At 58.4% G+C, this 23372-nt stretch carries 14 protein-coding genes and 1 pseudogene; 8 read left to right on the forward strand and 7 right to left on the reverse strand.

The window, feature by feature from the left end; all coding sequences use genetic code 11:
* Positions 1-8 precede the first annotated feature (8 nt).
* From NHU87_RS14760 to NHU87_RS14770, 3 genes and pseudogenes are all read right to left on the reverse strand, one after another.
* A pseudogene (locus NHU87_RS14760) lies at positions 9-370 on the reverse strand (DUF6124 family protein).
* 377 nt (positions 371-747) lie between these two features.
* Positions 748-3156 (reverse strand): glucose/quinate/shikimate family membrane-bound PQQ-dependent dehydrogenase, encoded by a 2409-nt coding sequence (locus NHU87_RS14765; RefSeq protein ID WP_253549782.1) that lies wholly within the window; start codon positions 3154-3156, stop codon positions 748-750.
* Positions 3157-3387: 231 nt separating this feature from the next.
* Complete coding sequence (locus tag NHU87_RS14770; RefSeq protein ID WP_253549784.1) at positions 3388-4770, reverse strand: carbohydrate porin; 1383 nt, start codon at positions 4768-4770, stop codon at positions 3388-3390.
* Positions 4771-5159: 389 nt separating this feature from the next.
* On the opposite strand from NHU87_RS14770, the gene NHU87_RS14775 reads away from it, so the two are divergent.
* Complete coding sequence (locus tag NHU87_RS14775; RefSeq protein ID WP_123509395.1) at positions 5160-5390, forward strand: VF530 family DNA-binding protein; 231 nt, start codon at positions 5160-5162, stop codon at positions 5388-5390.
* Positions 5391-5392: 2 nt separating this feature from the next.
* The gene (locus NHU87_RS14780; protein ID WP_253549786.1) at positions 5393-6031 is read left to right on the forward strand and encodes a Pr6Pr family membrane protein; all 639 of its coding nucleotides are present in this window, start codon (positions 5393-5395) and stop codon (positions 6029-6031) included.
* 132 nt (positions 6032-6163) lie between these two features.
* Here NHU87_RS14780 and NHU87_RS14785 read toward each other — a convergent pair whose 3' ends face one another.
* Positions 6164-6952 carry a siderophore-interacting protein gene (locus tag NHU87_RS14785; protein WP_253549788.1) on the reverse strand — a complete coding sequence of 263 codons (789 nt, stop codon included), beginning with the start codon at positions 6950-6952 and terminating at the stop codon, positions 6164-6166.
* A complete protein-coding gene (locus tag NHU87_RS14790) occupies positions 6949-7524 on the reverse strand; it encodes a PadR family transcriptional regulator (protein WP_253549791.1) in 576 nt (191 codons plus the stop codon). Before NHU87_RS14790 ends, NHU87_RS14785 begins: the two co-directional genes overlap by 4 nt.
* 498 nt (positions 7525-8022) lie before the next feature.
* On the opposite strand from NHU87_RS14790, the gene NHU87_RS14795 reads away from it, so the two are divergent.
* The 6 genes from NHU87_RS14795 (at position 8023) to NHU87_RS14820 (ending at position 14935) form a co-directional block, all read left to right on the forward strand.
* A complete protein-coding gene (locus tag NHU87_RS14795) occupies positions 8023-8508 on the forward strand; it encodes a CS1 type fimbrial major subunit (RefSeq protein ID WP_253549794.1) in 486 nt (161 codons plus the stop codon).
* A 103-nt stretch (positions 8509-8611) separates the two neighbouring features.
* Positions 8612-11134, forward strand: a complete 2523-nt coding sequence (locus NHU87_RS14800) for a CS1-pili formation C-terminal domain-containing protein (protein ID WP_253549796.1) — start codon at positions 8612-8614, stop codon at positions 11132-11134.
* 4 nt (positions 11135-11138) lie between these two features.
* On the forward strand, positions 11139-12350 hold the full coding sequence (locus NHU87_RS14805) for a hypothetical protein (protein ID WP_253549798.1): 1212 nt from the start codon (positions 11139-11141) through the stop codon (positions 12348-12350).
* A gap of 44 nt (positions 12351-12394) precedes the next feature.
* Positions 12395-13138 (forward strand): molecular chaperone, encoded by a 744-nt coding sequence (locus NHU87_RS14810; RefSeq protein ID WP_253549800.1) that lies wholly within the window; start codon positions 12395-12397, stop codon positions 13136-13138.
* A gap of 32 nt (positions 13139-13170) precedes the next feature.
* Entirely contained in the window at positions 13171-13674 is a 504-nt protein-coding gene (locus NHU87_RS14815) for a CS1 type fimbrial major subunit (RefSeq protein ID WP_253549802.1), read from the forward strand.
* 37 nt (positions 13675-13711) lie between these two features.
* A complete protein-coding gene (locus NHU87_RS14820) occupies positions 13712-14935 on the forward strand; it encodes a hypothetical protein (RefSeq protein WP_253549804.1) in 1224 nt (407 codons plus the stop codon).
* A gap of 54 nt (positions 14936-14989) precedes the next feature.
* On the opposite strand, the gene NHU87_RS14825 is transcribed toward NHU87_RS14820, so the two are convergent.
* Positions 14990-20107: an NEL-type E3 ubiquitin ligase domain-containing protein gene (locus NHU87_RS14825; protein WP_253549807.1), complete on the reverse strand. Its 5118-nt coding sequence runs from the start codon at positions 20105-20107 to the stop codon at positions 14990-14992.
* Positions 20108-20262: 155 nt separating this feature from the next.
* Complete coding sequence (locus NHU87_RS14830; protein ID WP_253549810.1) at positions 20263-23370, reverse strand: transglycosylase domain-containing protein; 3108 nt, start codon at positions 23368-23370, stop codon at positions 20263-20265.
* Positions 23371-23372: the final 2 nt, after the last annotated feature.

Here is a 23372-nt window from a genome sequence, read left to right on the forward strand (position 1 = left end):
TACAGGGATTAGCTGTGTGGCACAGGTTTTGGGATGGCAATGTTATCCAGCATGCGATTCACCGCCAGTTCTGCCAGCATGACGATCTGTTGAATCGCCATCGCCGTGTGCCGGTGCGGCCCTTCCAGATACCCCGCAAAATCACTCGCCATCACACTGGCCTGGGCCAACGATTCACAGGTGTGGGCCAACAGGTCTTCGTCCTTGATATCCGGCGCGACCATATACATCGTGCTCGGTTTGCGGGCCACGGGTGATTTGAGGCGGAGGGGTTGAGGTAGTGATCGAGCGCGCGTTCAGCGGCTTCGTTGAGTTTTTTTGAATTGAGGGATTCGTAGGGCGAAACGTTGTCGGTTTCTGGTGTAGACATGGCGATGCTCCAAATAGGAAATGGAAAAGCACCAAGTAAAAATTCAGGCCGCGACGCCCGGTCGCTGATTTGCAGCGACCCCCAAAGCCTATCCACCTCACTTCCGAGCGACAACCATCAAAACGTGTCGGAAAGTTCTCGAAAAATCACCACGTCTGTAGGACATGCACGGATAACTTTGACGACCACAATCAACGGTAGGAGCGAGGCTTGCCCGCGAAGGCGGTGTGTCAGTCGACATTAATGTTGAATATAAAATCGCCTTCGCGGGCAAGCCTCGCTCCTACAGGGATTTTGGGTGTGACGGGGATTGCAGCCCACAAAAAAAAGGCGACCCCCTCACAGGAGTCGCCTTTCCTTTTAACTGCCGCTACCGCTTATTCCGACAGTTTGTACGCAATCACATAGTCACCCTGTTTGGTGCCCAGCGATCCGTGACCACCCGCAACAACGAGCACGTATTGCTTGCCGTCTTTACCGGTGTAGGTCATCGGTGTGGTTTGCGCGCCGGCTGGCAGGCGTCCTTCCCACAGTTGCTTGCCGTTTTTCACATCGTAGGCGCGCAGGTACTGGTCGAGAGTACCGCTCATGAAGGCCACGCCACTGGCGGTGGTGAAGGCGCCGCCCAGGCTCGGTACGCCCATGCTCAGAGGAATTGGAACCGGCGAGCTGTCGCGCACGGTGCCGTTCTTGTGCATCCAGATGGTTTTGTTGGTGGTCAAATCGACCGCCGCCACGTAACCCCAGGCCGGTGCCTGGCAGGGCAGGCCCATTGGCGACAGCAGGGCTTCGAGGATCACGCCGTAGGGCGCGCCTTTGTTGGGCTGCACGCCTTCGGTTTCGCTGACGCGAGGGCCTTGTTTGGCGATTTCGGCGGCCGGGATCAATTTCGATTTGAACGCCATGTAGCTCGGGTTCAAGAAAGCAATCTGACGCACCGGGTCAACCGAGATGCCGCCCCAGTCGAACACCCCGAAGTTACCGGGATAAACGATCGAGCCTTGCAGCGACGGCGGGGTGAACATGCCGTCGTAACGCAGGGATTTGAAGTCGATCCGGCACAACATCTGATCAAACGGCGTCACGCCCCACATGTCGCGTTCCTTGAGGGGCGGCGGCACGAAGTTCAGGTCGGACATCGGTTGGGTCGGCGAAGTGTAGTCGCCTTCCACCGCGCCTTGCGGCACCGGGATTTCCTTGATCGGCACGATCGGCTGACCATTGCTGCGGTCCAGCACGTAGATGCTGCCTTGCTTGGTGGACGCGAGCACCGCCGGTTTCACACCGTCCGCGGTTTTCAGGTCCATCAGGGTTGGCTGGCCACCGACGTCCATGTCCCACAGGTCATGGTGGGTGAACTGGAAGTGCCAGCGCACTTTGCCGGTGGCGATGTCCAGCGCGGTCAGGCCGGCGGCGTGCAGTTCCGATTCAGGGGTACGCGCGCCACCGAACTGATCCGGGGTCTGGTTGCCCATCGGCAGGTAGATCATGCCGAGTTTTTCGTCGACGCTGAAGATGGACCACATGTTCGGCGAGTTGCGGGTGTAGACCTTGCCTTCGGCAATCGGCGTGGTGTCGTCCGGGTTGCCGCTGTCCCAATTCCACACGAGTTTGCCGGTGTGCACGTCGAACGCGCGGATGACACCGCTTGGCTCGTCGATGGAAACGTTGTCGGTCACGTGGCCGCCAATCACCACCAGGTCTTTGGTGACCGCCGGTGGCGAAGTGGAGTAATAACCGCCGGCAGTGAATTCACCGATGTTGGTCGTCAGGTCAACCTGGCCACCGTTGCCGAAGTCTTCGCACATTTTGCCGGTGTCGGCGTTCAGGGCGATCAGGCGGGTGTCGGCGGTCGGCAGGAAGATCCGACGCGGGCAGACGCTGGTCACTGGCGCGTTGGCAGTGCCGGTCGGGCTCTGCTCGGACGCGTAGACGGCGTCATCGTGATAGGTCACGCCACGGCAGGTCATGTGCGCCCAACCCTTGAAGTTCGCCGCGTTTTGCGTGGAGAGCTTCGGATCGAAACGCCAGAGTTCCTTGCCGGTGTCCGGGTCCAGCGCGATCACCTGGCTGTGCGGCGTGCAGACATAGAGCATGCCGTTGGCTTTGAGCGGGGTGTTTTCGGCGGTGGTTTCGCCCGGGTCGTTCGGGCCAGGCAGGTCGCCGGTGCGGTAGGTCCAGGCGGGAACCAGTTTGCTGACGTTCTGCGGCGTAATCTGCGCCAGTGGCGAGTAGCGATCGCCATGGGCGCTGCGGCCGTAGGAGTTCCAGTCGCCATCGGGCATGGCCGGGGCAGTGTTGGCCATGCCTGGCACGGCGTCACGATCCAGTTCGCCTTTGATTTCACCGGGGTTGGTGAACAGGCTGGCCAGCGCGGCGATACCGGCGATGACCACGGCAGCGCTCAGTACACCGGTGCCGATCGGGTTGAATTCACCGGTACGCAATGGGCGACGAAACCAGGGCAGCAGCATGACGATACCGAGGGCAAAGAGCAGCGCCAGACGTGGCACCAGTTGCCACCAGTCCAAGCCGACTTCCCACAGTGCCCAGACCGTACTGGCGAACAGCACGACTGCATACAGACTCAGCGCCGCATAACGGTCGGCCAGCAGCAGCCCCCCGGTCAGCATCAGGCCGATACCGGCCAGCAGGTAATACAGTGAGCCGCCGAGCATGCTCAGCTTGATCCCCCCGGCCAGCAAGGCCAGGCCCATTAGTAGAAGCACGATACCGAGCAGGCTCGGCAGCAGACGGCTTCGACTGAAAGCACCATCAGCGCTCATAGTGTGGTTCTCCGTGACGTTTTAAGTAGTCCCGCGCAAGTTCACTGTAGATGACGATCTTGTGCGGGCAGGGTTCATGTAAAAAGTGTTTGGACGCTGCATCACCCTGTAGGAGCGAGGCTTGCCCGCGAAGACGGATTAACATCCAACAAAGATGCTGATTAATAGATCGCCTTCGCGGGCAAGTCGGATCGCCGCACCGCTCGCTCCTACAAGGTCTTGTGGTTTTAATTAGAAAGATGACTGGATCTTGATCCCGCCAATCAGCGCGTCATCAACCTTGTCCACGCCACCGGGGTGGCGGATGTATTGCAGGTTCGGGCGCACGGTCAGCCAGTTCGTGACGTGCACGCCGTAATAGAGTTCGGCGCTGTATTCAGTGTCTTGCGGCGGCAGGAACGATGGGTCGTTGTAGTCGAAGACGGCGCGGGCCTGATTGGTGGCCTCAGCGTTCTTGCGGTAGGCCGGGTTGACGTGGACACGGGCCAGGGCAAAACCGATGTCGTCCCTGGCGCGGGCATCGAACAAACCTTTGTAGACGACGCCAGCCTGGACGTAGTTGTCGATGGCGTTGGTCTTTTTGTCGTGCATCGTGCCGTTGGCAAACACGCTCAACCCGCGAGAGTTGTCACTGGCGCGGCTGGTCAACTGCTGCTGCACACCCAGCCACACGCCATGCTTGCTCGATGCGCTGCGATAAGCCTCGCCACTCAGCGCGGCTGGCTGGCCGTTGCTGTCCTTGTAGACGTCAGTGGCCTTGGCATTGCTGTAGTAATAACCGGCACGGTATTCACCCGGCAGGCCATTGAATTTCGGGGTCCAGACCAGCTCCACCGGCAGGATCGCGCCCTGAGTGCCGCTGCCGCTGAGCTTGAAGCCGTTGTCGCGATCAAGGTTGGACGGGTTTTGCTCGTAAGCCCCGACTTGCGCGTAGAGCTGTGGCGTCAGGTGATATTTGACGCGCATCGCCCACTGGCTGACCGGCCAGTTGTACCAGATGTCGCCGACCCAGTTGCCGACCTGGGAGCCGCAGAACGCCAGGTTCTGGAAGTCGCAGGGGAAGCTGTTGAAGTCTTCGCCTTCGCCGAAACGGCCGACCTTGATGTCGAGTTTCTGATCGAAGAATTTCTGCTGATACCACATCTGCGTCAGGCGCCAGGTCTGGCCGCGGCCCCAGACTTCCTGAGCCGAGGTGAAACCGCCGACACGCGGATCGTTGATCCGGTCGTTGCTGATGTTGTTGCCATTGCGTTCGGTGATGGTCAGCTGAAATTCAGCAGCGTCCCAGCCGAGAATCTTCTGCAAGTCCAGATGGGTGCCAAAGCCGAATTGGTCGCTGTAGCGAGCAGTGCGGTCATGGTCGTAGCCGCCGTGCAGGTTGCTGCCCATTTCACCGGTGTAATCGACCTTGAAATCGTAGCCCTTTTCCGAAAGTTCGGTGCGAGTGCCGTTCCAGTCACCGAGCATCCACGGCGAATCGCTATCGAAGGCCGGTGCAGCCTGGGTGCAGGTGGCGAGGCCCAACGCGGTGAATCCGCCAATCAGCTTGAGGGCTTTTCGATGGGCTACAGGGAGCAAGACAGCGCTGTCTTTGGGGGTGTGAAAATCAGGCATAGAGAAGAAATTCTTGGTTTTTTTCTAAAGGGTGACTGAACGCAAGCAGAAATGAAGCACGGGAGAAGCGTTTCAGCTGGACGGGCGTAAGGATAATGTTCTGTTACACATAGAGAAAGGGCTTTTACTGACATGGATCATTTCGGATTTGGTAACAGTCCATGGAACAAAGCAAAATCAAAAGATCGCAGCCTTCGGCAGCTCCTACAGGATTTGCGTTTCGCCCGATGATTTACGGGTGTACGCGATTCCCATGTAGGAGCTGCCGAAGGCTGCGATCTTTTCAGGTTCACCTACATTTATCAGATAACACACTGAGCCCTTCCACCCGACCAGCCCCTCGGCTAAGGTGCGCGGCTTCCAATCCCCACTTCGCTCGAAGGCCCGGCATGACCGAACAGAACACCAACCCGTTGCACGGCGTGACGCTGGAACAGATCCTCAACGCCTTGGTTGAACACTACGAATGGGCGGGGCTGGCCGAGCGCATCGATATCCGCTGCTTCAAGAGTGATCCGAGCATCAAGTCGAGCCTGACATTCCTGCGCAAAACCCCGTGGGCGCGGGAGAAGGTCGAACGCCTGTATGTAAAACTGATGCGCACCAAGCGTCCGGTCTGAGCATGGTCATACCCTCGGCCGCGAGACGTCGTTGTGTTGCCGTTGCGGCGATGCTGGGTTGGGCGGGTTTAAGCATTCAGCTGTACCTGATTCTCTACTTACGCTGGAGTGTCGGGGCCAGTCTGCTGGGCGGGCTGGTGAGTTTCTTCAGCTTTTTCACCGTGCTGACCAATACGCTGGCGGCGGTGGTGCTGACCTGTGAAGTGACGTCCCGCGATTCGGCGGCGCGGCGCTGGTTTTTGCAGCCGTGGGTAAGCAGTGGAGTTGCAGTGAGCATCGCCGTGGTCGGTGTGGCGTACAGCCTGTTGTTGCGCCACTTGTGGCATCCCGAAGGCTGGCAATGGTTGGCCGATGAGCTGATGCATGACGTCATGCCATTGCTGTTTCTGGTTTATTGGTGGTTCTGTGTGCCCAAGGGTACGTTGCGGCTGAAGCACATTGCGCTATGGGTGATCTATCCGCTGGTGTACTTCGGCTATGCGTTATGGCGCGGGTATTTGCTGGCGGTTTATCCGTATCCGTTCATTGATGTGGACAAGCTGGGTTATCTGCAGGTGTTCACCAATGCCGGCGGGTTGTTGGTGGGGGTTGTGATGATTGCGCTGCTGGTGGTTGGATTGGATCGTCGTCTTCATCATTAGTTGGAGTTCGTTGGATCAAGATCAAAAGATCGCAGCCTTCGGCAGCTCCTACAGGGGAATCGCTACGCCCGGGAATCATCGGGCGAACACAAATTCCGTAGGAGCTGCCGAAGGCTGCGATCTTTTTAGACATCACTCGTCGCTGTCATCCAGCCGCCAGTAACCGACAGCCTTCACAAACTGCTCGTTCAAGCCGTGCTCATCGAGCAATACCCGGCGGATCTGCCGCGATACTTTGGACTCAGTCGCCACCCACGCATACAGATTGCCAGCGGGCACCTTGATCTGTTGCACGGTGGTCAGCAGGTTGTTTCGGCCACCTTCACGCAGCACCCAGATCATATCGACCTGGGCTGCGCTTCCCAGGCGTTGTTGTTCGGCGCCGTTCTCCACTTCCACGATCACCAATGCACGCCGATTGGCGGCCAGGCTTTCGAGGCGGCGGGCTATGGCGGGCAGGGCGGTTTCATCGCCGATCAGCAGGTAGCTGTCGAAGATATCCGGCACGATCATCGAGCCCCGAGGCCCGCCGATGTGCAGGAACTGGCCGGGTTTGGCCTGCTCGGCCCAAGTCGAGGCAGGGCCATCGCCGTGTAGCACGAAGTCGATGTCCAGCTCCAGCGTGTCCAGGTCATAACGACGAGGCGTGTAGTCGCGCATCGCAGGCATCGGCCCGTTGTCCTTGCCGGCACCGAGTACCAGGGTTTCCAGCGCCGCGTGTTCGGCCGCGTTTTGGGGGAACAGCAGTTTGACGTGGTCGTCCGTTCCGAGGCTGACGAAGCCTGCGAGCTCAGGGCCGCCCAAGGTAATCCTGCGCATACGCGGCGTCAGGTCGACCACTCGCAGTACTTCCAGACGACGGCGTTTGATCTCATGGCTGACACGGTGAATGGATTGGGATGGCACGATAACGTCGGTCATTCGGCTTTCTCCGAAGCGGGTGGAATGGCGGGGCCGTCGACGATGGCTTTGGCTGTGTTGTTGAGCAGGTCACGCACCCGCAGGATTTCTTCCGGGCTCCAGCGACCATGGTGCATTTGCAAGGCATGGCGCAGGTTGTGCACCGCTTCGTGAATTTCGGCGGGGCGGTCATGGCCGCGCAACGAGCGCTTGCTGACTTCGATACGCATGCGCACGCCGTCCAGGGCAATCGCTTGTTCACTTAAAGACAGACGTCCGGCGTCGGTGATGCTGTAGCGTTTTTTTCCGCCCTCGGCATCGCCTAGGATCATTTCGCTTTCTTCAAGGAAGGTCAGGGTCGGGTAGATCACGCCGGGGCTTGGGCTGTAGGCGCCGTCGAACATGCTTTCGATCTGGCGGATCAAGTCATAGCCATGGCACGGCTGCTCGGCAATCAGCGCCAGTAGCAACAACTTCAGGTCGCCGGGGGCGAACACCCGCGGGCCACGGCTACCGCGTTCGCGACCGGGGCGCTTTTCGAAGCCGTCACGGCCATCGCCATGCTCGCGGTGGGGGGAATGATGGTCTCTCATTTCTGTCTTCTCTAGTCGTGTTTAGATACAACTTAAGATATATCTTTAGAGTCGCGCAAGACGTTTATCCGCGCAATTCGCGCTGAGCTGACGAGCGGCAGGCGTTCGGCAAATGCAATAGCAAATTTATCGCCGGGTTGCCGGGTGGAATAACTTCAGAGTTAAAGTGATTGCTCTAGTTGCTGTAGAGTATCTATTCTAATTGTGCGCAAGTTGCCGTATATACAGGGCAAAGTTACTGTATGGTTTTTAAACTTAAACTGTGTGTAGGGTAAAACTTACAGTCACTGTTTTGATTATCTGTTTTTCGTTCTTTTTTCTTGCGGGTCATGAGGTTGTTTAACTACGTGGTTGTCAGAAGTTGCCTGCTTACATTCCAGAGTTAACAGCCGATGATGCCCCGGCATTCGACGTTCAAGTTGACTTTGCTCAATTCAGGCAGTGGTTGCCTTGAACTTTCAATGCTCATCCCTCTATCAAGAAAACAGGTACAGAACGATGTTCAAGAAACTCGCAATCGCTGCTCCACTGGCTCTTCTGGCAATGGGTTCCACCGGTGCATTCGCCGCCGGTGAAGCGTCGCACTCGATCAGCCTCGTCGCTCATGTGCCGACCAACGGTTTCTATGTCGTGCCGACCGATCCGGATCTGGTCAACAAGGACCAGGACATGAGCTACCAGCCGACCACTGGCAAGATGCGCGATGTCAACGGCTTCTTCGATGTGCGTAACAACAACGGTTCGGTACACGCCAGCCTCGAAAGCCAGCCAAAACTGGTCGCCGGTAATACTTCGATCGACCTGCAGGTCATGCTTAACAACAAGGAACTGACCCTGACCCCGCAAATGGTCGTCGGTGAAGCCGAGTCCGACGTCAACTACCGTGCACCGCTGAAAATCTCCGCCGTGGGCAGCAACTTCCAGCCGGGTGATTACACCGGTTCCGTGGCGATGATCTTTGACGCCGTGCCACCGGTCAACTGATCCGATATTAAGCACTCTCTTTCACTGAGGCGCTTACCGGCGGGGCAAGCCGCAGTGCTTGTCCCGTCGGACTTCCATCTTTTGTAAATCAGAGTACGAGTTCATGTTCCCGATGACACCCATCGCGGCTGCGCTTGCGCTGTTGTTTTGTGCCAGCGCAGCCGTGGCTTCCAACTCCACCGGCACTACGCCACGCAGTTTGTTGGCACAAGCCAAAGGTTTGCCGGCGGACTTCGAGGAGCATTTCTTTGATGTACCTCTGGCTGTACGGGTTGAACTCGACCAGCAGCCGCTGGGCGAGGCCATGGTGGTGCTGTCCCGCGACGATCGCATCACCCTGCTCGAATTCACTGACACCAGCGAAAACCGTTTCGGCCCTGCCGAGCGCGAAAAGTGGGCAAGTTATCTCAAGCCCGGCGTGCCGTTGGGAGCGTGTAGCGGCTCCTGTCCCGATCAGGTGCTGGCGGTGCACTACAACCTTGAAAATTCGCTGGTTTCGATCCTCACCGAAAACGCCGAACGCGATATCGAGGCCAAACGTTATTACGAACAGCCCGACGGCGGCAGCAGCGGCCTGATGGTGCGCAATCAGCTCAATCTCAATGGCGGTCAGGATCAGGATCTGGGCGGGCGCTTCGGGCTCGAAGCCAGTTCAAGCCTGGGCAACTGGAGCCAAACGCTGAACTTGCAAGTGGCGCGGCTCGGCGGTCCGGATAACAAGCTCTATCACGCGGTTCACGAACTGCACACCCAGCGCGAACTGCAAGGCAGTTTTTTTCGTCTGGGCTATTTCACCCCCAATTCCGAAGGGCTGACCCGCCAACCGCGCACGTTCGGCACCAGCCCCGACACCGCGGTCGGCATCATGTACGGCAGCTCCGACAGCCTGGCCATCAACAGCCCGATGCCCAGCGTTTACCCGATCTATGTCACCGCTAATCGTCAGGGTTCGGTGGAGATCTGGCGCGACGGTTTGCTGATCAATACGCAATCGGTGCCGGCCGGTTTGCAGACTCTCGACACCCGTCCATTACCCGGCGGTATCTATGAGGTGGAAGTGCGCCTGATCGAAGACGGCCAGATCACGTCCACCACCCAGGAGCTGGTGTACAAGCCCAACAACTGGCGCAACCTCGATGAACGCTGGCGCTACAATCTGTTTGCCGGCGAAGAAAGCAAATTGCTCAGCAACTGGGATACGCAATCGAGTGGCAGCCCGACGGCGGGAGCGTCGGTGAATTACCTGCTGCACCCGCGGGTGATTCTCGGCATGTCAGCGCGACAGATTCGCGAAAAATTGCAGTACGGCACGTCCATCGACTGGACGCTGGCCAATCACATCAGCCTCTACGCCAACGTCTACAAGACCGAGGACTATGGCACCGGTCTCGACCTGCAAAGCCTTTACAACTATGGTTCCGGCAGCATCGTCGTCAGCCATAACCGCAGCTGGCTCGACACCACCTACACGTATGACACCTTGCCGGATGGCACTCGGGTGCGGCCACGCAATGTCTTCATCGGCCAGACCAGCAACTCGTCGCTGGCGCTCAATCATCGCGTCAGCAGCAAGAGTTCGGTCAACGCCCGGGTGTCGCACAGCGAAGGCAATGTCGAAGGCATGGGCCTGGATCTGGGCTGGACCCAGCGCACCGTGCTGCTGGGCAGCGATGCCAGTTGGCGTTTGTCGATCTTCGATCGGCCGGGCAGCTACAGCAGTGGCGATGCGCGCAATCGCGGGGTCGACTTGAGCATCAACCTGGCGCTCGGCGCGCCCGGCCAGCAGCTCACCGGCAGCATCGGTTCACGTACGGCCCGCGACGGCGCGCGCGACAATAACGCCTCCCTCGGCTGGCGCAAGGATCTCAAAGATCACGTGCTGCAAAGCGTGTCGGTGACGGCGCTGACCGACACCTACGGTCTGGGCATGTCCAGCCTGGCGAACTTCCGTACCGATACGGTGAATGGCGACGGCTTCATTCAGCGTTCGTCCTACAACGGCAATTTCACCGGTGGCCTCAACGTTGACAGCACGCTGGTGGTTGGCGCGCAGCAGATGCTCATGACCAGCCAAAGCGAAGTGCGCGGCGCGGGACTGATCGTCGACGTCGAATCGGACATCGAAGACATTGTTCTGCGCGCCGACGATTATAGCGGTGGCGGCGCGGCGTTGAAGCCGGGGCGCAACTTCATTCCGATCACCGCGTACCAGAACAGCTCGGTGAGTTTCGACTTCGAAGGCAACCACGTGCCCGCCGCCACCATCGAGCCGGCGCGCACCCGTTATCACCTGAACAAGGGCGGAGTGGAGTACCGCAAAATCCGTGTGATGAAAACCCTCACCGTGCTCGGCCGACTGGTCGATGGCCAGGGGCGACCGCTCAAGGGGCACCACGTGATCAATCACGCCAGTCGTGGGGTGACCGAGGTCGATGGCTTCTTCTCGATGGAAATGAACGCCGGCTCGCCGACCCTGGAAGTGCGCCAGGGCAGTCAGTTGCTGTGCCAGTTCCGCCTCGACGCTGACAACCATCGCAGCGAAAACAATGTGTTGATGATCGGTGATTTGCGCTGCACGCCGGATACGTTGGCCGACGCTACTTTCACCGAACAGAAGGCAGGTTGAGTTTATGAAGTTAATCACAGGGGGGGGCGCGTTGGCATTGGCGCTGACCATGTCGACGGCGCAAGCGGTGAACCAGGAAATCCGTGCACTGTTTCAACCCGATCCTGCGCAGCCGAGCAAAAACGCGTTCATAAACCAGACACCCAGCAGCGGGTACTGCGTGAGTTTTCCGCTTAAGTGTGCCGAAAACAACATGTTCAGCATCGAGTTGCCAGTTCGTTACAGTTCAAATCGCGCCCTCATACCCGGTGACGGAGTTTCTCTGCAAGTCCCCGCCGGTTGGCGACAATTGACGGTCACCAACGCGGACACTGGGGAGACGGAGGCCGTCGAGCTGCGCATCACCGGCATCGGCTCCGATTTTGTGCTGAGCGACTCAGCGTCCAGCCTCTCCGGAGCGCCGAATAACCGCGAAGGCCATGACAATCTCTGGAACTCTTACGGTTGGCTTTATGCTCCGGCGCCTTGCCTCGGGAGCGGCCTGGCAGGATTCGGCTCGCACAGCTACCGTTTTTTCTGGCATACGCCTGTGGAAGCGTCCTGCACCAAGACTGCCCTTTTCCGCATCCCGTCGATGTCATTCGACAAGTTCGATTTTGCTTACGAGCTGAAGACTCCCAACCCACTGGGTATGTCTAGCGGTCTGTACACCGGATCCATCACCTACACCCTGGGGCCCGGCGGCGATTTCCACATGGGCCACATGATGGAACCGGATGATAGCCAACTGACCCTGGATTTCGTGCTCGACGTACAGCACACCTTGAAAGTCGATCTGCCACCCGGTGGCGACAAAGTTTCACTGGAACCGGAAGGCGGATGGGCGCGCTGGATCGAAGGCGGGCGCAAGCCAACGAGGATTTTCCGTGATCAGTTGTTCTACCTCTCGGCGTCGTCGCGCTTCAAGGTCCTGATGCTGTGCAATTCCACCGGTGGTACAGCCTGCAAACTGGGAAGCCCGAAGGGCGATACCACGGAGGTCGAGGTCTTTCTGACATTGCCCCCGGGCATTTCCGGTTCTGGCGGCAACGTCAACCGACTGCCCTTGCGCTTCAACGAATGGGCCGGGCCGTTCCAGCCAGGCATCTATGTAGATCGCAAGCCCGGCACGTTGCATTTCGAGATGACCCCGTTTGCCATCAATTTCCTTTTACAGCCCGGCAAGAACGACAGGCTGCGCGGCAACGTCACCATTATCTGGGACTCGGAAGCATGACCGCTTCAGTCCGGCCATTTTCATTATTGATGGAGTTGAAGACGATGAACCGTGGTTTTTTGCTGGGCCTGCTCAGCGTGTGTTGTCTGACGGCGCAGGCCGGGCCGCAGATCAATGTCGGCACGGTGTACGACTATCTTGACGCTGAAAAGAGTACTTACCTCAAGCGCGTATTCAACAGCGGCGACGCTACCGCGTTCGTCAAGATCAATGTGCTGGAGATTGTCTACGGCGCCGACGGTCAGCCGCAGGAGATTGCCGTCGAAAACGCCGCAGACGGTGCTTCGCGCAATGGTCTGATGGCCAGCCCGGCGCGCTTGATCGTACCCGCGCAAGGCATGCAGGGCACGCGCCTGTTGTACATGGGCGAGCGCGATCGCGAGCGTTATTTTCGCGTGCGCTTCGTGCCGGTGGTGCCGGAAAAGGAAGACGATTTCGTGATCAGCAGCGAAGAGCGTGACGAGTACAAAAAGTCTCTCACGGCCGGGGTCAACGTCATGACCGGGTTCGGCACGATCTTTTTCGTGCGGCCCAAAGACGCGCGTTTCGCCACAGCCGTCAACGAAACCGACAGTCGTTATGAACTGCGCAACACCGGCAACACGGTGGTGATCATCGACGAATTCAAAAGCTGTTCACTGACCAATGAAAGCGACTGCGGCGCGACCACCAAGCACCACGTACTGGCGGGCAAGACCTTCGCCTTCGATAAGGAGAAGGGCCGCGAGTACCGCTTTTTCCTGATCGAGGGCAACGATAAGAAAGCCCTGAAGATCGCCAGCCGCTAGGTCTGTTTCCAATGACGCATCGGGTAACCAAGATGATCAAGCAATGCACCGTCGTCGTGCTGATGACAGCCGCCGGCCTGACCGGCGGCGAGGCGTGGGGCGCGCGTGAGGAGCACACCTTTGAAGTGTCCCTGACCATCCCTAGCCGGCCGTTTTACATCATCCCGACGGAGCCGGACTGGATTCACCGTCCGCAGCGCCTGAATTGGGATTACCCCACCGCCACGCTGGGCAGCGTGCGCAAGAACTTCGATGTGCGGCATGACAGCAGCGCCATCGAAGCGCGCCTCGGCGCCGAACCGTATCTGGAAAACGGCCGGGTGAATGAAGTGATCACGCTGCGGGTCAGTTTCAATGGCGTGGAGCTGAGTTCGCAAATGCCGCCACGCCAGGTCCTGACGCAAGCAGAAGCCGCTGCTGGCAAACGCGTGGAATTGAAAATAGAGCCGATCGAGCCGCCCGGTGGTTACCGCGCCGGTGACTACAACGGCAATGTGCTGTTGCTGTTCAACGCCAGCGCGCCGGTGCTGGAATGAGGCAAACCCATCAGGCTCTGCAGAGGCGGGATGATCGATGAAAAGGTTGAAATGGCTGGGGCTGCTGGCAGCGTTGAGCATCCCGCAGGCGCAGGCGATCAATCAGGAGATCCGCGCGTTGTTTCAGCCGGATTCTTCCAGCCCGGACAAGACTGCGTTCGTCAACCAGACGCCGAACAGCGGTTATTGCGCGACGTATCCGCGCGAATGTGCCGTTCATGGAATGTTCAGCATTGAATTGCCCGTTCGTTTCCGCTCCACCCGCTACCTTGGGGCTACCGACTGGGCTGCAGTAAAGGCCCCAGCCGAATGGCGGCGTTTGAACGTGATCAATAGTCAGACGCAGGAAACGCAAACCCTGGAAATCCGTATTACTGGCATGGGGTCCAAGTATGTGTTGTACAAACCGGCTGTGCAGATCGCCGGGGGGGCCAACGCCCTTGAGGGACATCGAAGGCTTTGGAAAGACGACAGTTGGGTCCACGGAATACCCGCGCCGTGCCGCTACAGCGGTGTAGGAGAATACGGTGATGATTACTTCCGGTTTTTCTGGAAAACCCCCGAGCCTACCCACTGTTTCAAGCTTCCGGCTTACTTCATTTCGTGGATGTATTTCGACAAGCTGGACTTCGCCTACGAGCTGCGTACTCCCAACCCGTTGAACATGTCGACGGGCCGTTATACCGGTTCAACGACGTACACCTTGGGGCCGGGTGGCGATTTCGATATGGGCAAACTGTTCGAACCGGACGACGGCGGTCTGACCCTGGATTTCGTTCTGGATGTGCAGCACACCCTGAAAGTGGATATTCCGCCCGGGGGCAACAAAATCGTGCTCGAACCCCAGGGGGGCTGGCAACGCTGGCTGGACAGTGGGCGAAAACCCGTGCGGCTGTATCGCGATCAGATTTTCCATATCTCCGCGTCATCGAAATTCTCGATGAGGCTTGAATGTGAATACAGTCTGGGTTGGGGCTCGGGCTGTGCGATTCTTGACCGCGAGTCGGGCTTCGCAGGTCCTGTAGACGTCAGTGTCAGTTTGCCTGACGGATTGACCGACAGTGCCGGGCAACCGGTCAGGCGAAAGCTGTTGGGACGCGAAGCGACAGGCTCGTTTCAACCCGCTCGGTATGTCGACCGCAAGCCGGGAACCCTGCATTTCGACATAGGCGAAAAGGACACCGACTGGTTGATAAACAATGCCAAAGGTCGGCCCTACCGGGGCAATATCACGGTGATCTGGGATTCGGAACCCGGCTAGCATCGTCTCGGTCGGCCAGCCCTGAAGAAGCTGGCCGAGGGCCGTCGGTTGCGGTTAGAGGTTAGCCAGGCGCATGGCTTCGCGGGTCAGTTCCCTGGACAGCTGCTTACGTTGATAACCGATGGTGTCTGCCAACTCGTCGTAACGTTCCTGACTCATGAGTTCGTCCGAGAACACCTCGATTTCTGGAACATTCAATTGGCGCGCGAGGCGTTCCATCTTTTCTTTCAATGGTTTGAGTTTCGTCTCAGGCGTGGCGTTCTTCCACTGAGCCATGGCTTCGCGCAGTTCATCGAGCAAGTCAGGCAGTTCTTCGAATCGTCGATAGTGGTTTTCATACTTAGTCGGGTGGGTCTTGCGCAGGTGACGCTCCCAGAAATCATCCCCGTTGTAGGGATCGATCATTCTGTCGACCAGACCGTTACCCTGTTCGCGTCTGATGATCTCGGTGTACGCGGCGTCGATTGTTGCTTGAGTCACACCTGAACGTCGTTGATAAAGCATGCTGTCCGATTGCCAGGGCATCCCCAGCCGTTCGGCCAGGCCGTTCTGAAAGGCCATGTGGACTTCCAGGTCGTCCGGTGCGAGATGGTCCTGTGGATTGAAGTCGTGCAGGTCTTGCTGATGCCTGATCTCGTCACGAGCAACATCCCCGACGAAATCCAGACGGGCACGGCTGCGGGCGAGTTTGACCAGTTTATTGTCCAATTCGTCTTTTGAAGTCGGCTCTGCATACGCTTTCGATACCAGCACTTTCAGGCCCATGGAGTTGAATTGATAAGCCCCGCCATCCCCGCAGTTCACGGGGTCTCGAGCCAGCGTGAACAATTCGTCACGCAGCGTGGTATCCAGCGCCGCGGCATCGATCATTTCCCAGACGCGCGCGGTGAGTCTTTCGCGCGATGGCGAATAGCGGTAGTCCTTGGTTTCCCGTTGCCTGCGAATCACGTCGAACAGCGCATCGGAACCGGGTTCGGCCATCAAGTCGTGCCAGGATTCGTCGCGGTATTTTTTGAAAACGGTCGAGGGACTGAACCCGACGTGTGGGGCGGGAAGTGATTGCCAGTATTTGATCTCCTCTGTGACCTCCAGAGAATCCTCTTGCAAGAAAGTCAACCCCGTAGATTGGCGATAGAGGCCGTAGCGCACGCTGTCTTCATTGGACAATTTCGAGGTATCGAAGCGCGCACGACCGAGGATAAAGGCCTGATCGGAACCTTCGGTGACTTCGGGCAAAGAGCTGATCGGGTTCTTGCGCATATCGAGCATGAAACCTCGGGGCCTGTGCCGGTTTGCGGCGTTAACCGTAAACAATCCTTGCGGCCATTCCCGGATCTTTGTGTTCGCCAGGTTCAGTTCATTCAAACGATACATGCGCCCGATATCCGGAGGGCGGCGCAACGGATTACCGTTCAGGTTCAACGACCGTAAACGCACCAGACCGCTCAGTTGATCACTGGATGCGGGGGTCAAGTCGATGTTGTTGTCAGTCAGGTCCAACGCTTCGAGCTGACGCATTTTCCCGATGGCAGGTGGCACTTCGGTCAGGCCGCATTGGCGGGCACTCAACTGGCGAAGTTTGGGGAAACTGCCTAACACACCGTCGGGGCCAGACGAGAGTCGGGTGTTGTCGAGCTTCAGGGCTGTGATCTGATCGAGGTGTTTTTTCATCTCGGGTTGCTTGCGCAGATCTTTCCACCAGCGTTCGAGGTCCGGACGCATGAGTTCCGCAGACAGGTCCAGTGTATAGCCCTGTTCAGGGTGGCTGCCGTAGACGTTGAAACCCTCACTTCTGCGTTCGAAGCATTCGATCAGACGGTCTTCGATATGCTTGCCACCGTCGCGCAGGTAACTCTGCGACTCTCCAAGCGGAATTTCTCCAGAGGCGTCTACGCCAGCGGGGTAGTTTGCGCTCCACCGGTTCAGTGCCTGACGCAAATCCTCTCGTTCGCTTTCCAGTGCTTTGATAGCGTCGATGGGTTCGCCTTTGCGCTGCAACGCTTCCATGAACGCCGTCACTTGCGATGCGCTCATCTGTGGATACAGCGCACTGACCCGCTGCTGCGGCGTTTCCAAACCGAATAGTCGGCGCAAACCACCCAGCAGCGTGACCGTTTCGATATTCGCCACCGGCCGAATGGGCGGCTCCGCCAGCGCCGTTCGCCGCTGCGCCGGCGACGCCGCTTCTTCCATGATCCACGCTTTCAAGCCGCGACCCTGACCGTGCTGATAGCCCACGGTCAAGCGTTGTGGTTCCGGCAGCGCGTGCAGGATCGACTCATAGAAGTCATCGGCCTCATGCAGCGAGCGGTAAGCGTCGTCGAGCACTTCGTAGCGTCCGTGTTCGTCGCGAATAAGGCGCCTGACGACAGTCGCCTCATCCGGTCCGACACTGCAACGCAGCGGCCCGTCGTACGCACCGTGACGAACTTCGATGCGCAGGTCGCGAAAAATGTCGGTGTTGAGCCTGAGCACATTGAGACCCAGCCGCTCGGTTTGCGCGGTCATCAGATCATCATGAAAAAAACCGTCATAAGCGCGGCTGGCAGACGCTTCGAAGTCGAGTTCCCGCGCCTGAGCTTTCAGGCGCAGCGGCAAGCGATCCTCGTCGACGATGCGTTGCAGCTCGGCGGGGCTGGCATGACTCACGACTTTTTCGGCCAGGGTGAGTGGCAACTCGGGGAAGGTCTTTTTCAACACGCGCACATCGGCCTTGTTCGAGCGCTCGGCGGATCGGTAGACATACCCGGACACCTCGCTTATTTGCTGATCAACAGCATCGGCAAGGCGATTGCGCAACGTGGTGACACGCGCCTGCGGGGCGACCTCGCGCCCGAGCAGCGTATTGAGTTCGCCATCGCTGAGAAAGTCCACCACACGCTCCGGCAACCGTCCGGCGTTGAGATCGTCGGTACTGATACTCAGCGTGTCGCTGTCCAGCGCCTGGGGGTTGCCGTACTTTTGCGAATAACCCCGTTCATGCACTTCCAGCGCCCGCTTCGACGGCCAGCCCGGCAGGTTCGTCAGCATCGAGCGGAACCACGCCGATTGCGGGTCGATTGGCTGCCCATCACGAATATTGGCGCTCGCGGTGAGGGCGTCGTCATAGGCGCCAAAGCGTTTGATGCTGTCTGCAAGCAGCGGCGGTGGCGGGTTGTGCTTCAGGTGCATCTGACGTAATGCCTCGGGCTCGGTCCCGCTGCTGATACGGATTTGTTCCAGTTCGGCGGGCGAAAAGCGTTCGACGCTGTGTCCCAGGCGTCGCATCAAAGTGCTTTCCTCCCACTCGAGTGGACTTTCCGCCTCATGCAGCCAGGCACCGTGACCGTTGTGTTCGATCTGCGGCCGGTAAGCGTTCGTGCGGGTCGGGTGTTTGATGCGGTGCAGGTTGGAGGTTGGTGCGGCCGAGGCTTTTTCGACGAAATACAACTTGCCATCCAGCGGCAAAATGTTCTCGTTGCCATGTTGATGCAAGCCATACCGGTCGGGTTTCGAGTCGGGCGAGAGGGTCAGGTCTTTGCGTTCATAAGGTGCCAGATCCGGGTGCCACAAACTGGCCTTGCCATCGGGCAGCTTGACCTGCTGCATGGCGTCGACGCGCGGTGACAGCTTGACGCGCAAGGTTTCGCCAATCTGTGCACCAGCGGAAAAAGCGGCGAGCTGAATGACATCCGTGACCACGCTGATCACATGTTCGGCTGCCTCTTGCCAGACCCCTTCTGCCAGGTCGACAACACCCTCGATGACATCCGTGGTCAGTTGATACGCCGTGTAGGCCATCATCAATTCGCCCAGCCCTGGCACGAAGGGCGTGGCGATCAGCAGCGCGACATTGAAAATGTCCGAGACGATTTTCTTGAAGTTGTCCCACCACGCCCAGCGTGCTTTGCTGTCCGTGTCAGCAGTGGATACGGCGATTTCACGGGCGTCGTTGAGGATCTTGTTGAGCTTTTGCTGGTAGGCATGCCGCCAGTAATCCCCACTTAGCGGCACATGCTCGATTTGCAATCGGGGGCGAAGCACAGGCTCCTTGCGCCATGTCGGACGCTGGTCTGTCGGATCCTCATTTCTGTGCCATTTGACGGTAAAGAGACGTTGCTCCAGGTTGGCGAAGAAGTGCCCGCGCTGCTGCTGATCGACGAATTGGCTGAAGAATTGTCGATAACTCAACTGCGATGATGCGCCGATTTTGTCTTCGCGCAATTGGCGCGCCAGCTCATGGGTGAAAGCCTCTGTGGATTCGTACTCCTTGAGCGGGTGATCAGGATCATGGGGGACGTATGCAATGAACCGTCCAATACCACGGCTATCCCATGCGGCGTGAATCAACAGCACGATGCCGGTCAGACGAGTGTCCATCATGGACAGGTCGCAGCACAGCATCTGTTTCCCATTGAGGAGCAGTCGAGGTTTGTCCTGTGCCAGATCCAGCATCAGCTTGTAGGCATCGTACTGGATATCCCCAGTCGTCAACGCCAGCTGCGCGGCAACGGTGAGTGCGTCTTTCTGACTTTCGGTCACTTTGTACTTCATGACGGCTTCGGCTACTGATTCGCCGGGAAGCAGATAGCTTTCAAGATGTTTTTTGTAAAGCGCGCCAATATCCAGTTCCCGGCAAAGCGCGTGGAACTGCCTGATGGTCATTTTATGTTTGATCGGTAATACATCGAAGTGCCCACGTTTGTCAGGTTTAGTGATGAACTGCGAATCGGCATCGACCGTTTCGGCTCGTGCGAAGTTGTGTAGCGCTGCATCCAGCAGGGAGACGGTTCGGGCAGTGACGCCGCCAGAGAGGTCAATCACGTACCAGGGCTGGTCCGCGGGTATGTACAGGCGCAGGTAAGTTGTCTTGACGTCATTCTCGATTCCGTATCGTTCCTTGAGCTTCGCCTGGAGCAGGGGCGCGGCAAAGGAGTGGACGTCCTGCAGTTTTTCAAACAGTTGGTCGACTTTGTTCTGCGTGCCCCAAGCCTTGAGGTTGGCGGCTTTGAGCTTGTCGTGAAGGGCGGCGGGCGCCGTGGCGTACCACGGCTCTACTTTCAAGCCAGTAGCCGTCAGCGCCCGGCCTCTGCTGAGGGTGGCGGTTTTGAAATGGTCGTTGATGTTGTTCTTGATGAACGCGTAGTGCCGGCCTTTATTGGTGTTTTTGGCCGGTGTGGGGGAGTCAGGCATGTCAATCATCCTTGATTGTTTTAAGAATGATCAGCCTATCGGTTGGGGCTCAAAAAAAAAGTCTGAATATCTGTGCTCAAACAGCGCTTCTTGCCGCTAAACCGTTGAATATTCGAATCTGAAAAATAATTAAATACCACCTGCTGCGCAAAAATTCACAGTCGCGATATCGGCACGGGCTGACACGCGACATGGCTACCCGGTTGCAGGTAGGGCATCAGGATCGGTGCCATGCCCTTGAGCGCCTGCACCGGCAATGCCGACGTGAATTTGAACGTTTCGGCCGATCGTCCGGGCACGAATGCTGTCATCGTGCCGAAGTGACGATCGCCGATGTAGAACACGAAGGTCGCGGTGCGGTTGATCGATTTCGAGCTGAGAATCCGTCCACCCGAACCGACGGCTTCAATGCGGTTATCACCGGTGCCGGTTTTACCGCCCATGGCCAACGGTCTGCCATCGGGCAGGGTGAAACTGCCAGAGATACGTTTGGCCGTGCCAGCATCCACCACTTGCGACAAGGCTTCACGCATGGCCGTGGCGACTTCGGACGGCATCACCCGTTTGCCGACGTCCGGGTCATTGATCAGTTTGGTTTCGTACGGTGTATTGGCCGCGAAGTGCAAACTGTCGATGCGCAGCGTCGGCATCCGCACACCGTCATTGAGGATGGTGCCGATCAGTTCCGCCAAGGCTGCCGGACGGTCGCCGGAACTGCCGATGGCGGTGGCCAGTGACGGCACCAGGTGATCGAACGGGTAACCGACTTTCTGCCAGCGCTGGTGAATGTCCAGGAACGCTTCGATCTCCAGCATGGTGCGGATCCGACTGTCACGGGCTCCCTTGTGGCGGCTTTTGAACAGCCAACTGTAGACTTCCTGGCGTTCGAACTGGCTGGCCTTGACGATCTGGCTGAACTTGGCGTCCGGGTTGTTCAACAGGTAGCCGATCAGCCACAGATCGAGCGGGTGAACCTTGGCGATGAAGCCCTGGTCCGGCAGATCGTAGCTGCCTGGGCCGTAGCTCAAGTAGAGACGTTCAAGGCGTTCATCGGTCAGTTTTTCTTTGAGCTTGGCGCCTTTGAGGTGCGAGCGTACGAAGGTGTTGAAGCTTTCCTGGTCGGCCTGCGGGAATAGATAACGATGCACGGCGGACATGCGAATCGGCGTCGGGCGCATGCCGTCGAGAAAGGTTTCGAGCCGCGCCTGGGTATCCTTGTTGCGGTACTTCTTCCAGAACTTCAGCAGGAATGAGGTCCCTTCCCGGTCGGCGAATGAGGCCAGGTATTCCTGACGTCGAGGGTCGCGATCGTCCTTGAGCAATTCGGCGCTGCTGTTTGGGCCGGAATAGGTGCTGTAACGCACCAGGTCACGCATCAGCCGAATGAACGGCAGGTTGATCGACTCACGAATGGCATCGCGCAGGGTCGGCAGGCGGCCGTTGTCCTCCTTGCGGAAGTTAACGAACGTGTGCAGCCCGCCCCCGGTGAAAAAGGCCTCGCCAGGGCTGGCGGAGTATTTGCGATCCAGCGCGGCATTCAGCATGTTTGGCAGGTTGCGGTCTTTGTTCTGCATCAGGTAATCGATGGCCCAGCGGCTCAGACGGTCCTGGTCCGGGACCTCGACTTTTTTCAGTTCAGGGACGCTCAACTCTGCGTACTTTTCGTGCAGCTCGGCGATGACTTGCAGATAAGTGGTGAGCACGCGCATTTTTGCGGTGGAGCCCAGTTCCAGCTTGCTGCCTTCATTGATGTCGAACGGCTGGTCGGTGCTGTCGGTCTGCACCCGCACCCGTGAGCCGTCCGGGGTCAGTTCAAACAGAGTGAAGCTGTAGCGCACCTGCGTGGTGCTGGTGGGTGTAAGCAGGCGTTCGCCAATCAGGCCGATTTCCGCGGCATAGACCGGGTCCGCCAAGTGCTTGAGGTAGGCGGTGGCCTGGGTTTGCAGCTCGCCTTGCAAGGTGCTGGTGGCAGACAGGTCGAGGCGGTCGAGGTCATACAGCGGACGGTTGAGCAACCCGGCCAGACGGCTGCGCGCCACACTGATGCCCTTGTTGGTTTCGATGGGCTGAATGGTGGGCTGCGTGGCCCAGTCGCGGTAAGTCACCTTACTGGCCAATGCTGCTGCCGCGAGTGGCGCATCGATCACGCCGTTCTGAGACAACAGGCGAATATGGCTGTCGGTGAGACTGGCCAATTCATCACGACCCTTGGTCAAGTAATGGGAAGGGCGCCGTTGAGCGATCATCAGTGACAGCATTTCACGCAGGGCCAGGCCTTTTTCCGACAGACTTTTCGGATCCGTGTCGGTGCTGGCAAGCCGTTCGTTGGCCTGGTTGAAATCGGCGCCGTACCAGACGCGCAAACCTTCGGCCATGCCATGCACTTCACCGTGGCCCGGTACCGCCGACAGCGGAACACTGTTGAGGTAGTCACGCACTACATTTTGCCGGGCCTGGAGGGTTTCCGGCCCCGCCTGATAGGCCCGCACGCTGGCGGAAATCATCTGCCGGATCTTCTCCGCCCCCGACACCGTCAAGCCATCGGGCGAGTGTCGATATTTCTCCAGCTGAGTGGCCAGCGTACTGCCGCCCGCCGACTGGCCGGGCAGGCGCAACAACTTGGCCACCTGGGACCACGCCGCCATGCCGAACCGTGGCCAATCCACGGCGGGGTTGGCCAAAGGCTGGCGGGAATCGAGCAAAAAGCGGTTTTCAATGAACAGCAAACTGCTGACCACCACCGGCGGGATCGCCGAAAAGCTTGAATAGAGTTGTTGTGGATATTTGAACTGGTACAGCGGGGCCGCGCGGCAATCGGTGATCGACAGCCCGGCCTGGATTTTCTCTGCATAGGGCACGAAAAAGTTGTCGCTGTACTTCATCAGCGCCGGGGAAAAACGGGTTTGTGCCGCCACCACGTAATTGCGCTTGAGCAGGCGCGTCAGAAACTCATCCATGGCGCTATAACCCAAACGCTGATCGAAAGGGCCTGCGCCAGGGTAGCGTATGGCGTCGCTGGGGCCAGGCTGCAGCTCGTACTTCAGCGAGGCGGCATATTGGCTGATTTCCCGGGCCTGAAACTTGGAGGTGCGCATTTCCTTGGCCGCGGCGAGGCCCAGGACAATCACAATAATCAGCAGCAGCAACCAGAAAGCCCCCCAGCCGTGCCGGGAACGACGGGGTTTCTCAGGTAAAGGCGCTTCATCCACTCGTTCAGTCGGAACCACAGTTTTACTCGAATCGGTTTGCCACAAAGCGCCCATAG

Source organism: Pseudomonas mandelii, from assembly GCF_024138395.1.
GTDB lineage: Bacteria > Pseudomonadota > Gammaproteobacteria > Pseudomonadales > Pseudomonadaceae > Aquipseudomonas > Aquipseudomonas mandelii_E.